15 protein-coding genes are annotated in these 13,240 nt (G+C 32.6%); 7 read left to right on the plus strand and 8 right to left on the minus strand.

Annotation, left to right across the window (positions count from 1 at the left end; genetic code table 11):
- Nucleotides 1-7 precede the first annotated feature (7 nt).
- A complete protein-coding gene (locus tag P8625_RS13285) occupies nucleotides 8-856 on the plus strand; it encodes an alpha/beta fold hydrolase (protein ID WP_279650929.1) in 849 nt (282 codons plus the stop codon).
- A gap of 15 nt (nucleotides 857-871) precedes the next feature.
- On the opposite strand, the gene P8625_RS13290 is transcribed toward P8625_RS13285, so the two are convergent.
- Genes P8625_RS13290 through P8625_RS13310 form a run of 5 tightly spaced genes read right to left on the minus strand, consistent with a single transcriptional unit; the run spans nucleotide 872 to nucleotide 3,342 of the window.
- Entirely contained in the window at nucleotides 872-1,591 is a 720-nt protein-coding gene (locus tag P8625_RS13290; RefSeq protein WP_279650930.1) for a tRNA1(Val) (adenine(37)-N6)-methyltransferase, read from the minus strand.
- Complete coding sequence (locus tag P8625_RS13295; RefSeq protein ID WP_279650931.1) at nucleotides 1,592-1,723, minus strand: hypothetical protein; 132 nt, start codon at nucleotides 1,721-1,723, stop codon at nucleotides 1,592-1,594.
- A gap of 32 nt (nucleotides 1,724-1,755) precedes the next feature.
- On the minus strand, nucleotides 1,756-2,421 hold the full coding sequence (mnmD, locus tag P8625_RS13300) for a tRNA (5-methylaminomethyl-2-thiouridine)(34)-methyltransferase MnmD (protein WP_279652964.1): 666 nt from the start codon (nucleotides 2,419-2,421) through the stop codon (nucleotides 1,756-1,758).
- Nucleotides 2,422-2,428: 7 nt separating this feature from the next.
- Nucleotides 2,429-2,848: a hypothetical protein gene (locus P8625_RS13305; protein WP_279650932.1), complete on the minus strand. Its 420-nt coding sequence runs from the start codon at nucleotides 2,846-2,848 to the stop codon at nucleotides 2,429-2,431.
- Nucleotides 2,848-3,342: a DUF4920 domain-containing protein gene (locus P8625_RS13310; RefSeq protein WP_279650933.1), complete on the minus strand. Its 495-nt coding sequence runs from the start codon at nucleotides 3,340-3,342 to the stop codon at nucleotides 2,848-2,850. The genes P8625_RS13305 and P8625_RS13310 overlap by 1 nt, the downstream gene beginning before the upstream one ends.
- 114 nt (nucleotides 3,343-3,456) lie before the next feature.
- On the opposite strand from P8625_RS13310, the gene P8625_RS13315 reads away from it, so the two are divergent.
- Both P8625_RS13315 and P8625_RS13320 read left to right on the plus strand, forming a co-directional pair.
- Nucleotides 3,457-4,506: a branched-chain amino acid aminotransferase gene (locus tag P8625_RS13315; protein WP_279650934.1), complete on the plus strand. Its 1,050-nt coding sequence runs from the start codon at nucleotides 3,457-3,459 to the stop codon at nucleotides 4,504-4,506.
- 67 nt (nucleotides 4,507-4,573) lie between these two features.
- Nucleotides 4,574-5,494 (plus strand): TlpA family protein disulfide reductase, encoded by a 921-nt coding sequence (locus P8625_RS13320; RefSeq protein WP_279650935.1) that lies wholly within the window; start codon nucleotides 4,574-4,576, stop codon nucleotides 5,492-5,494.
- 713 nt (nucleotides 5,495-6,207) lie between these two features.
- On the opposite strand, the gene cls is transcribed toward P8625_RS13320, so the two are convergent.
- The 3 genes from cls to P8625_RS13335 all read right to left on the minus strand — a co-directional run bounded on the left by cls (nucleotide 6,208) and on the right by P8625_RS13335 (nucleotide 8,605).
- On the minus strand, nucleotides 6,208-7,443 hold the full coding sequence (gene cls, locus P8625_RS13325) for a cardiolipin synthase (protein WP_322790523.1): 1,236 nt from the start codon (nucleotides 7,441-7,443) through the stop codon (nucleotides 6,208-6,210).
- Nucleotides 7,416-7,649, minus strand: coding sequence for a PLDc N-terminal domain-containing protein (locus P8625_RS13330; RefSeq protein ID WP_279650936.1), 234 nt, complete (start codon nucleotides 7,647-7,649; stop codon nucleotides 7,416-7,418). The genes cls and P8625_RS13330 overlap by 28 nt, the downstream gene beginning before the upstream one ends.
- 383 nt (nucleotides 7,650-8,032) lie before the next feature.
- On the minus strand, nucleotides 8,033-8,605 hold the full coding sequence (locus P8625_RS13335) for an HdeD family acid-resistance protein (protein ID WP_279650937.1): 573 nt from the start codon (nucleotides 8,603-8,605) through the stop codon (nucleotides 8,033-8,035).
- Nucleotides 8,606-8,728: 123 nt separating this feature from the next.
- Here P8625_RS13335 and P8625_RS13340 point away from each other — a divergent pair, with 123 nt between their 5' ends.
- The 4 genes from P8625_RS13340 to P8625_RS13355 all read left to right on the plus strand — a co-directional run bounded on the left by P8625_RS13340 (nucleotide 8,729) and on the right by P8625_RS13355 (nucleotide 13,240).
- Nucleotides 8,729-9,520, plus strand: coding sequence for a patatin-like phospholipase family protein (locus P8625_RS13340; RefSeq protein ID WP_279650938.1), 792 nt, complete (start codon nucleotides 8,729-8,731; stop codon nucleotides 9,518-9,520).
- 236 nt (nucleotides 9,521-9,756) lie between these two features.
- Nucleotides 9,757-10,203: a protein-disulfide reductase DsbD domain-containing protein gene (locus P8625_RS13345; RefSeq protein ID WP_279650939.1), complete on the plus strand. Its 447-nt coding sequence runs from the start codon at nucleotides 9,757-9,759 to the stop codon at nucleotides 10,201-10,203.
- Nucleotides 10,204-10,223: 20 nt separating this feature from the next.
- Nucleotides 10,224-12,221: a protein-disulfide reductase DsbD family protein gene (locus P8625_RS13350; protein ID WP_279650940.1), complete on the plus strand. Its 1,998-nt coding sequence runs from the start codon at nucleotides 10,224-10,226 to the stop codon at nucleotides 12,219-12,221.
- 581 nt (nucleotides 12,222-12,802) lie between these two features.
- A complete protein-coding gene (locus tag P8625_RS13355) occupies nucleotides 12,803-13,240 on the plus strand; it encodes a GNAT family N-acetyltransferase (RefSeq protein WP_279650941.1) in 438 nt (145 codons plus the stop codon).

Here is a 13,240-nt window from a genome sequence, read left to right on the forward strand (position 1 = left end):
GAACTATATGATAAGTAAACTACCTTTTTATAAAGTATGTTTTTTCCTTTTACTCTTTCAATTTGGCACTGCCAATGCCCAAAGTAAATTCACAACTCCTTACGGAAATAATGATGCTGTAGGTAAATATGTAAAAGTGAACGGTACTAAAATATACTACGAAGAGTATGGAAAAGGAGAACCTTTGGTATTAATTCATAGCTGTGGTGCCGATATTAAAGCAATGGAATATCAAATTGATTATTTTAAAAATAAATACCGAGTAATAGCTGTTGACAGTAGAGGACAAGGGAAGTCTGAATTAAAGGCAATCTCTTTAACCTACGATAAAATGGCTAAAGACATGGAAAAATTGGTAACTCGCTTGCAACTTGACTCTATAAATATTCTTGGTTGGAGTGATGGTGGCATCATTGCCTTAAAAATGGGAATTAACAATAAGGTACCTATTAAAAAAATAGTTACCATGGGGGCTAACTTAAGACCTGACACCACTGCCATTAATACATGGGCTTATGATAAAGTTAGAGAAATGAATGGGAAAACATTGAATATGATAATAAAAGGCGACACTAGTAAAAACTGGAAAAAAGAACTTTTATTCGATAATCTTTTAATGAACCAGCCAAATATTAGTCATGCTGAATTAAAGAAAATTACCGCTTCTGTGCTACTAATAATTGGAGATAGAGATATTATTAAAAATGAACATGCCGTAGAAATTTTTAACAATATACCTAAAGCACAATTATGCATTATGCCTGGAGGCGATCATGGGGCTCCTCGTAATAATTCAGTATTTTTTAATCAAATGGCTGATAAGTTTTTATCTGAAGATTTTGACTATTCAGAGTAAACACGTTTTTTTAGGCTACATTTTCAAATAAAAACCTTTCGTTAAATTTATATAGGCATCAGTATACTGGTGTCTTTTTGTTTCTATAACCAATTCTTCTTCTTGAATGGTGGTTTCTGTGAATGAAAACTCTAATAAACTGCGTTTAGTTTCTGAGGTTGAAGTTCCTTTTACTCGGCAAACTCTGTTTAGGTGTAAATTGTAATTTTTAGCCAATTTCACAAAATTCTCCTCCTCTTTAAAAGGGAGTATGGTTGAAAATTTCCCGGTATCAGACAATATTTTATTCACACCATTCACTAATTCTTCAAAAGACAATGAACTCGTAAATCGTGCTTTATTTCGGGCTTCGTCTTCTGTTTCATAGTTGTCGGTATAAAATGGAGGGTTTGACACTATAACGTCGTATTTTTCTTCTTCTTCAGCGATTTCTTCAGCAAATTCCGCAAAAGAAATATGGTAACAAAAAAGTCGGTCTCCCCAATCGGATTGTTCAAAGTTTTCAACGGTTTGCTCGTAGGCATTTTCATCAATTTCTACGGCATCGATAGTCATGGCATCACTACGTTGTGCTAGCATTAATGAAATAACTCCTGTACCCGAACCGACATCTAAGATGGTATCTGGAAACTCTCCTAAATTACACCATGCCCCCAACAGCACCCCGTCAGTGCCCACCTTCATCGCTGTTTTATCTTGGTATACAGAAAATTCTTTGAATTGAAATGGTTTCATTTATAAAAATCTTCCCAAAATATTTTCTGCATTGAAAAACAAATACAATACAATAATTAACAAGATTACCAAAAACAACCCTCTTTTAGGATTTCCTTTTTTTCGGTTACCAAAACGTCTTTTAAACTCCATTTATTTATTTTCTAATTGCTATACTAATTGTCTTAAATATTACATTCTAACTTGGTTCCTCGTAACATTTCTCGTTTCCCTGGCGGTCCGGGTAAACGTTCTACTTCAAAGCCTACTTTTTGCATGGCGCGTCGAACGCTGCCTTTTGCTGAATAGGTTACCAAAATTCCTTCTGGTTTTAATGCGGTAAACATGATTTTAAAAATCTCTTCTGTCCACAAATCAGGTTGCACCCTTGCTCCAAAGGCATCAAAGTAAAGTAAGTCAAAACAATTTTTATCGGTAATTTCGTTAAAAAATTGTTTTCTTTTAGTCAATGAAAAATTAGAAGTGATTTTATGTTTCTCTTCCCAAGAAATTTCGTGAATTTTTTCAAATAGTGTCCGTTTATCTTCTGCCTCTAATTCAGCAACATAATTTAACTTTTCAACTTCTTCTTTTGCTACGGGGTATGCCTCTATTCCAACATAATCAATTTCTTTGTTTGCTTCTAACAAGGTAATAAAGCAATTGAGCCCTGTACCGAAACCAATTTCTAAAATCGATACCTTTTTAGCATCTGTATGTTTTAGTCCATTCTTAATAAATACATGATAGGCTTCTTGTATGGCACCATGCTTAGAATGGTATTGTTCATTCCATTCTGGTAAATGAATGGTGGTAGAGCCATCGGACGTTATGATAATTTCTCGTTTTATAATTCAATTATTTAATCAATAATTTTTTAATTCTCGGTATGGATCCAGTACAAGTAGTTTTATGACAGGCAATACAACTATTTATTGCTTGATTAAAATTTTGTTTTAAAGAATCTTTTGAACCAGAATATACTTGTTGCATATTTTGAATATACAGTTTTGAAAAAGCGTCAAAGCTTGCATTTCTATCAGCCGGGTCGGTTAAAACCGCATTGTGAATATTCAGATAGGTTTCAGGAAAGTTTCCTATTGATTCTCCTTCTAAAATCTTATTTTTAATTGTCATGTTCCCTTCGTACATGGCATTCATTAAAGCTGCCATTTCTGAAGATTGATACATTACAAGTTCTTGTTTGGGTTCTTTTTGTTCTTCTTTACAAGAAAAAAGTACCAAACACATTAACAATACAACAATAAATGGTTTCATTATTTCTTCATTAATACGCCATCTGCTTCAAAGGCATAGGTATATTTAGGTTCTGTAATTTTTGCTATTTCCGCTTCTGATTTACCTGCATCTTTAGCATAATGTTGTAGTTCATCTACAGAAATTTCTGTTACATACGCTTTACCATTTACAATTACTTCCTTACTGTCTGCATTTAAAGGCATAAAAAAACCATAATCTTTAAAACGCACCATTGATTCTTGTTCTTCTCCTAAATCTAACTTCATCCAACATCCCTTTTTCTTACATACTTCATTTATTGTTGAAGCAAATTTTACATTTATGGTGTCTCCTAAAGATAAATTTTGAAATTTGGCAAGCATTTCATTTGCTGTTAATGCTTCGTTAGCACTTATCGATGCTCCGAATGTTTGATATGCTGTTTTGGTTGCTTCACTAGTTGTTTGCTCTCCTTTTTTACAAGAAATAAAAACCATACTTGTTAACAACAGCGCTATTACTAATTTATGCATTTTAAAAAAATTAAATTATAAAAAACAAAGATAATCATATTTGTTCAGGCTAAGCCTTTCAACTTAATTATAACATACAGTTTTTGTATCTTCGTGGCATTAAACAACAACACAATGAATATTGATATTGAACCTATACAGAAGTCGAAAATAGACACCGTAGATTTTAACAATTTAGCCTTTGGTCGCACTTTTACTGACCATATGTTGGTTTGTGATTTTGCAAATGGTAAATGGCAAACACCTAAAATTATGCCTTATGGGCCTTTATCTTTTGAGCCGTCGGCTAGAGTTTTTCACTATGGACAAGCTGTTTTTGAAGGAATGAAAGCTTATAAAGACGATGATGGCGATGTTTTTTTATTTCGTCCAGATGAAAATTTTCACAGAATTAACAAATCTGGTGCTCGTTTAGCAATGCCCGCAGTACCCGAAAATGTGTTTTTTGAAGGCTTAAAAAAGCTTCTTGAAATAGATAAGACTTGGATTAAAAAAGGAATAGGAAATTCATTATACATTCGTCCGTTTATTATTGCCTCTGAAGCCGCAATTGCCGCTTCTCCTGCCGAAGAATATAAGTTTATTATTATTTGTTCGCCTGCTCAATCATATTACGCTGATGAAGTTAGAGTTATTTTTGCTGAAAAGTATAGTCGTTCTGCCGATGGAGGCGTAGGTTTTGCGAAAGCAGCAGGTAACTACGCTGCACAATTTTATCCTACTAGTTTAGCGCATAAAGAAGGGTATCAGCAAATTATTTGGACAGACGCAAATACGCATGAATATCTTGAAGAAGCAGGTACCATGAACATCTTTTTTAGAATAGGAGATAAACTTGTAACGGCACCAACCAATGATCGTATTTTAGATGGTGTTACTCGTAAATCTATAATTCAGCTTGCTAAAGATTACAATATAGAGATTGAAGTAAAAAAAGTATCTGTTGCCGAAATAAAAGAAGCTGCAAAGCAAGGAGAATTAAAAGAAATTTTTGGTTCAGGTACTGCTGCTACTATCAACCCTATAAAAGGTTTTAAGCATCAAAATGAGGCTTTTGAATTACCAGAAATAGATAACCCTTACGCTTCATTTTTTAAAGAAAAACTACTTAACATTCAATACAACAAAATAGAAGACAAACATAACTGGAGAATAAAGATTTAATCATTTCGTAAAAAAGAGCTATCTTAGTACAGAGTTACGGTATGTTAACAATAAAATCAAAGCAAAAATGAGAAATATTTTACTAGCTTTAGTATCAATAGCAATTGGATTTGCTATTTCGTTTTTTGGTCTAAATAGTTATTACAATTCTATTTCGGCTGAAGATACTACAGAAAGTAGTGAAGTAACTACTCCTGAAAAAGTGGTAAAAACAACTCCGTCAGATGAAGCATCTTCTAAAGAAAACGTAAGTGAAGAGGAAGAGGTGTCTACTGAAAAAGTGTCAATGAGTTTAAATTCTGTTAACATAGAAGATCTTCAAGAAGATTTTGACACTTGGAATACTTACACAAAAGAAAATATTGATTTAATGTCAACTTTTGTTCCTATAGATGACAAAGGCTCTTCAATGGACAAAGGTATCTTTTTAACCTTGCTTCGCACTGGTGCTTATATTCCTGTTAAGTCTGAAAAAAAAGGAAAAATACACTATCAACTAATGAGTATTGACGACTCTACCGATGAGAAAATTAAAAAGTCCATTGTTAGCAAAGCTGCAATAGCTCATCAATATTTTAAAATGGAGGGTAAAAGGCTTCCTGATTATGATTTTGTCGACTTACAGGGCAAGGCACACAATAAAGAGGATACAAAAGGAAAATTGTTAGTTATTAAATGTTGGTTTATTACTTGTAAAGTATGTGTTGAAGAGTTTCCTGAGTTAAATGAGTTGGTAGATAAGTACAAAGACGATAAAATTGAATTTGTTAGTTTGGCTTTTGATAAAAAAGATGAATTGGTTAACTTCTTAAAAACCAAAGAATTTAAATACCCCACCATTCCTGAACAAAAGGATTATATGGCTAAAAAATTAAAAGTAAAACAATATCCCACGCATTTAATCGTTGATGCTAATGGTGTTATCATGAAAATGGTTAGTAATGTTAAAACACTAACATCTGAACTTGAAAGAATAATGGGTAAATAAAATATGTAAAACAAAATGTACTCTAGGCTCCTCATTGAGGAGCTTTTTATTTGTTTAAGGGGTAATACGATTTATGGTTTATTATTTCGCATTTTCGCCTATGTCTCTTCGAGTAAAATGAGTTGAATGAAATGGAAATAATTTTGTATCGAGAAGTGATATGATATCTCTCAGTGCTGCCGAAGTACAATTTTTAATTCATTATCATTCTTAAAAACCACTACCATTGACCTCTTTTTTTAACGACTTAGATTTTACATAGCATACTCTTTTTCTAAGATGTTTTTCTTTTTCCATTGATGAAACTCCTTCGGCTACGCTCAGTATAAAAAAGACAAAAAATCTAGCCCTAACCAGTCTGCACTCAATAATAATCATCCTCGAACCTAAATCAAAATAATTCGTTATCACTCAAACAGATTTTAATTTTTAACGGTTCTTGTGGTGTTGTTTTTGGCTTGTCTGCTTAGGACGAGGTGCTTTATTGTATTCTCGTTAATTAAAGTAATTTGCCTTTAAAAAAATAATTCTATAGCTGTCATTACATTTGCTTGACAATTTTTTTGTCTGTTGTCTAGAACTGACAGTGCACTAAAAAATTATTCGTAAATCGTATAAGTTTTTCAGTAACCCAACTATATTTTGTTTATCAGGGTTTACTCAACAAAGTTCATTCAATACTCTTTTGTAGGATAATTTATTAGCGAGTTGAGTTACATTAAAGGAGAAACAAGTCGCATAATACGTTCTGCGAACGTAGTGTAAAAAGGTCTTTTTAACCATGTTTCTAAATCCAACTCATCGGCATGTTCTAGGTCTTTATAAAATTCTATTCGTAGTTTTTTAGCAAACTCAGCATCGTAAATTAAAGCATTTACTTCAAAATTCAAGTCAAAACTCCTCTGATCTAAATTTGCGGTTCCAACCATGGCAATCAAGTCATCACATACCATGGTTTTAGCATGCACAAAACCTTTTTGATATTTGTAAATTTTGATTCCAGCCTTTAAAAGGTCTTCGTAATATGAGTTAGAGGTGATGTTTACCAAAACTGAATCGGAAATTCCCGGAACTAATATTTTGACGTCAACACCGCTCATTTTAGCAATTTTAAGAGCATCTGTAAATGACTTCTCAGGAATAAAATAAGGGGTTGTTAAACAAATTTCTTTTTTAGAAAGGGTAATAGCACTTATTAAAGAGTACATAATGTCTTGGTAATCTGAGTCGGGTCCGCTAGCTGTTATTTGTACAAGGTGAGAGCCAAAATTCTTGCTAGCAGCCTGTTGTATTGGAAAATAAACATCAGAGAGTGGAACAGATTTTTTAGCACAGAAGTTCCAATCTGTTAAAAAGATATATTGTAAGTTCATTACGGCAGCTCCTACAATTTTAACATGAGTATCTCTCCAGTAAAGACTGTGTTTGCCATTGTTAATGTATTTGTCAGACACATTAATACCTCCCACATACCCTTCAAGTCCGTCAATAACAATAATTTTTCTATGATTTCGGTAATTTACCCTATTTGCCAGAACTAGAAATTTTATTTTAAAAAACGGAGCAACTTTAACACCAGCATCTTTCAGACGTTTTAAAAATTTAGATTGGAGTTTTTTACTTCCTAAATCGTCATAAATTACCCTTACTTCAACTCCTTCTTGTGCTTTTTGTATTAAAAGATCGCCAATTTGCGTACCGATGGTATCATTTTCATAAATGTAATATTGCAAATGTATATGATGCTTTGCTTTAGAAATACTTTTAAGTACTTCAGGAAACTTTTCTTCTCCGTTTATAAATAAACTCGTTGTATTGTTATAGGTATTTAAGGTGTTGTTCCAGCTAATCATTTTAGCTAAGGGCATAAAATGCTTTAAATCGTCTTTTTTCTGTAGCAACGTTTCATTAGAAATTGCAGCTACTTTTTCTTCAATTTCATGAAAGATTTCAGAATTACTAGAAAGCTTTTTTTGTACAGTTTTTGTTTTCTATAATTTACACCTAATGTTAAGTAGAAAATAACCCCAATTACAGGAAAGAAAATGATTAAAAACAAATAAGCGACAACTTTACTAGGAGTATCGGTATCGTATAAAATTTTAATACATACTAGTAAAATAAAAATGGAATAAAGAATAGTGAGTAGGATCAATGTATAATTATTAAAAGGTTAATTTGCATTTAAAAAAACGTATTATGCTATTGCTTTTTTCAAGTAATAGCCCATTTACGACCAACTATTGCACATACAAAATACGACTTACTTGTAACAACCTAAAAATAGGTAATTCGTAATTGTATAAAAAGCATAAAAATGATAAGGCAATGACCAAATCAAAAGGCGCTATGAGTGAAACCATTCAAACAAACAAGATACTTGAAATTAAATTACAAGAATACCTAGTCTTGTTTCTTTTCTGTTTTACTCGATTTTAATAACACAGAAATCTGGTGTAGTTTAAAAAAAGTAAACTAATACTTAAGTAGTTATTTTTCTTTGAAGTACTAGTCCACTTTTTAAAAGATGCTATATTCTTATTCAGTTAAGTTGTTTTTTAATTTTTTTAGTCTTATTGATACATAAACATAAAAACCTCCAATAGCTAAAAAAGCCAATCCAGTCCATACTACGATTGTCATCCCAGCAAAGAGAGGATTAAAAATTAGGAAGAAAGAGAATAAAATTCCCAGTACACCAATAACCATTAGGTTTCCCCAGTCTAATACACCGTAATTTTTTAAGTTCATGGCAGCACCTACGGCTGTAAATGAAGCAATCAGAATCGTAAATCCTACGTACAAGGGCAATGTAATCATGGTAACCTGAGGATTAACTAGTAATAAAAAACCAATAATTGCAGTTACTATTCCTGCAAATAAATTCCACCCCCAATGATCCAACTCATCACGATTGGAAACAGCAAAGATGATTTCTAAAATTCCAGAAGCTAAAAAAGAGGCACTAAAAATAATTGCCAAAGCTAAGTATGAATCTTGTGGTGCTACGAAAGTATAAAATCCAGTCAAAATGAATAGAATACCAATAATCAAAGGTAAATACCAATATTTAATACTCTTTCTTACTGATTTTAAGAAATTTGATTCCATAATTTTTAAAAGTTTAGTGTTAATTATGCTAAAAGTACTAAAAAAAATAGAATTATAATTTTTTGTAAATTTCTACCCGTATTTCAAAAATATATTCATACACAACTAATTAGATAAAAATTAATGGAAACTAAAAAAAAACATACGTTAGGAATGGTTCTCGCTGGTGGAGGGGTAAAAGGGGCGGCACACATAGGGGTTTTAAAAGCTATGGAAGAATATGAAATTAAACCCAGTTGTATTGCAGGAACAAGTGCAGGTGCGTTAGCTGCTGCTTTTTATGCATGTGGCTATTCTTGCGATGAAATTATCGATTTAGTTAAGTCGTATCGTTTTTTTAAAATAGGTGCTTTTTCTTGGTCAAAAGCAGGGATGATGGATATTGAAAGATTATTAAGTGGGTTTGAACCTTATTTTAAAGATAAGAATTTTGAAGACTTAGAAGTCGATTTACAAATAGTAGCTACCAATCTTGTTACTGGATTTTCTGAAGTTTTTAATTCAGGACCTATGTTTCGACCTATCCTAGCATCTTGTGCTTTCCCTTTTATGTTTGCTCCTGTTGAGGTAAATGATTCTCTTTATTCAGATGGTGGAATTATTAATAATTTCCCTGTAGAAACACTTTCAGGAAAAGCTGAAAAAATTATAGGGGTGTACTTAAGTCCATTAAAAAACATCACTAAAGACAGGTTTACTACCTCTTTAGATGTGGCAGATAGAGCCTATAGAATTTCCAATAGATACGACTCTATAAGAAAACTTGATCAATGTACATGGATGATTAACCCACCTGAACTGCAAAATTATGGTACTTTTACCGTAAGTAAAATGGAAGAGATATACCATCTTGGTTATGAATACGGTTTGCGTTTGGCACCTGAAATTAAAAAAGGGTTAGAAAAGAATGAATAGAATCTGTAAAAGTGAGTAAATAAAAGGATGCCCTTTATTTTAGATTGATTTTCAATTTTTGAATAGTCAAATAATTTAAGCTGTTATTACCAACTACAAAAAGATAACACATTGTAATAAAACCATAGAAACATATAAACTTCTGTGGTTTTTTTGTTAAACTTTTTTGAATTTTTGTTTTTTAGCTAATAAAGGCATTACATTTACGGATTTAATAATAATGTAACCAAATAAAAATGAAAAATATATTTTTACTTTTATTTTTAGCTGTTGGAAGTGCTTCATTTGCCCAAGTACACAACCCCGTAAAATGGAGTACCTCAGTAAAAAAAATATCTGATAATGAAGCAGAGTTAATAGCGACTGCAACCTTACAAAACGACTGGCATTTATATTCTCAAGAAATTCCAGAAGGAGGACCAATTCCAACGCTATTTACTTTTGAAGGAGATTCAAGATACTTAAAAAAAGGAAACACCAAAGAAGAAGAAGGTCATGTTGTAGATGACCCCGTGTTTGAAATGAAAATTAAATACTTTGACACCAAAGCCTCTTTTACCCAAAGAATACGCTTAAAAACTACAGAAAAGTTTACAGTAAACGGAAGTGTAGAATACATGGTGTGTACAGGAGAAAATTGTTTGCCACCCAAAGAAGTAGCGTTGACCTTTAACGTAAACTAATCCTATTTTTTCTAAACATAATGAAAAAACTACTATTATTTTTATTCTCTTTTATTCTTGGGTTTAAAGCTGTTGGTCAGATTCATAACCCTATAATGTGGCACACAAGTGTAGAGAAAATTTCTGAAACGAATTACTATTTAGTCAGTACGGCAACTATTCAGGATAGTTGGCATTTGTATGCGCAAGAAGTTCCTAAAGGGGGCCCCATACCCACCACTTTTACTTATGATGATGAAGGAGGTAAAATTAAAATTATAGGAAATACTACAGAGCCTAAAGGAAAAGTAAAATTCACGACCCTCTTTGGTGAAAACGGAATGAATATTAAATCCTTTTCCCAAAAAGCAGTTTTCAAACAAGAAATAGAACTCATTGATGCCAACATAACGCAACTCAATGCATTTGTAGAGTTTATTGCTTGTACCGATGAAATGTGCTTGCCACCCAAAGAGGTAGACTTAATCTTCGACATATCGAAAGCCGTAAAAACTACTGTTGCTACTGATAAAACAAAAGAAACAACAATAGCCGATACAGCTACTTCAAAAGATCCTAAGAAAGAAGAAAAGAAAGGTCTTTTTGGAATTTTCTTCATCGCTTTCTTATCAGGGTTTGCAGCTTTGTTAACACCCTGTGTATTCCCGATGATACCAATGACGGTAAGTTTTTTCACCAAGCAGAGTAAAAGTAAATCACAAGGAATAAGAAATGCCATAATTTACGGACTTTGCATTGTAATAATCTACGTATTACTAGGATCTTTGGTAACCGCAGTATTCGGAGCCGATGCTTTGAATGCATTGTCAACCAACGTATGGTTTAATATAGCATTCTTTTTAATCTTAGTAATTTTTGCCGTATCTTTTTTAGGGGCGTTCGAAATAACATTGCCAAGTTCATGGGCAACTAAAGTAGATTCACAAGCAGATAGAGGAGGATTAATAGGAATCTTTTTTATGGCATTGGCATTGGCAATAGTATCCTTTTCATGTACAGGTCCTATTGTGGGAACTTTATTAGTTGAAGCAGCTTCAAAAGGAGGAATCGCACCCATTGTAGGAATGTTAGGATTCTCGTTAGCAATTGCGTTGCCATTTGCACTGTTTGCAGCCTTCCCCGGATGGTTAAATTCATTACCAAAATCAGGAGGATGGTTAAATACTGTAAAAGTGGTATTAGGATTTTTAGAGCTGGCCTTAGCCTTTAAGTTTTTATCAAATGCCGATTTAGTATTACAACTACACTTGTTAGAAAGAGAAGTGTTTATCGCCATCTGGATTGCTATTTTCGGGGCTTTGGCATTTTATCTCTTCGGAAAAATACAATTACCACACGATAGCCCAATGAGTCATATATCTGTAGGAAGATTGAGCTTAGGATTAATCGTACTGTCGTTCACTATTTATATGGTTCCAGGACTCTGGGGAGCACCGTTAAATCTTATCAGTGCATTTCCACCACCACAACATTACAGTGAATCGCCTTATGGAGTAGGGTTTACAAAACAAGCAGTCATAAGTTCAGGGAGCCAAGAGAATGCACATCAGAGCTTGCCAGAAGGAGCACATCTAATGCCTCCGCACGATATTATGTCGTTTCATGATTATGAGAAAGGATTGGCCTATGCTAAAAAAGTAGGAAAGCCAGTGCTATTAGATTTTACAGGACACGCTTGTGTAAACTGTAGAAAAATGGAGCAAAACGTTTGGGTACAACCAAAAGTTTTAGACGTGTTAAAAAACAAAGTGGTCTTAATTTCTTTATATGTAGATGATAAACGCCCGTTGAAAGAAGATGAGGTGGTTGAGTCTAAATTAAACCCAGGAAAAAAACTAAAATATATCGGTCAAAAATGGAGTGAATTACAAACCATTAAATATAAAGCCAATTCACAACCATTTTATGTGTTAATGAATCATGATGAATCGAATATAATAGACCCTATAGCGTACACACCCAATGTAGATGAATACTACAACTGGCTTGAAAAAGGAATCACTGATTTTAAAAAGTAATCAAAATTATAATACGCAGAAAAAGCACTTCAGAAAAAAAACTGAGGTGCTTTTTTTTGAATTATATCGTACTAAAATTCAAAAAAATAGTGTAATAAAATTTACGAATAATTTTTACGTGTACTGTCAGTTCGAAATAACAGACAAAAATGCGAAATAATAAACCACAAATTGTATAAAGGGTTCTTTTACAAGGAGATTTTGAAATTATTTTTAAAATGCGTACCTTTGCACGATATGGTAGATACTACACACGAGAAAAAAAATCAACGAGTTTTTACATTCAACTACCTTGTGTTCCGTAACCAATCGGACAAATTTATCCCTCCAGGATTCTAATTTATGAAGATTTCTCTTTTTTTGAGAATCTACCCCCTTATGTTTTAAAACATATATAAACGCTATTTGTTTTCAAAGTAGCTCTTAAATTGTTTTTCTGCTTACAGGTTCAATCTTAAAGTCACGGTAGTTGACTTTATTAAAAAACAAATACTAAAGAATAGGTTTTGTATGTATGCGTGTTGATTTTCTCATTATTAAATGAATAAAGTATAGACCTATTTCCCTTTAAAATAAAAATTATGACCATAAACACTTACGATGCATTTAATCGTATAACACCTCTAGAAATAGAAAGAGTAACTAATTTTTTATATACACATCTTGAAAAGTATGGAGATGAAAAAACAGCAATTCGCAAAGCACTAAACTATGCAGCGAAAGAGCGAACAGGATTAGGAGGTTATGTTTTTACGATTGAAGATAAAAATGAAATTGTAGGAGCAGTAGTCATAAATAAAACAGGTATGGATGAGTACATACCAGAAAATATTTTAGTGTACATAGCCACTCACAGCGATTACAGAGGAAAAGGAATTGGAAGGAAAATAATGACACATGCTATTGAAAACTGTAAAGGAGATATTGCTTTGCACGTAGAAAAAGACAATCCAGCTAGGTTTCTTTATGAAAAACTAGGATTTACCACGCCGTATTTAGAAATGAGATTAAAGAGATAA

This window comes from Tenacibaculum tangerinum (assembly GCF_029853675.1).
Lineage (GTDB): Bacteria > Bacteroidota > Bacteroidia > Flavobacteriales > Flavobacteriaceae > Polaribacter > Polaribacter tangerinum_A.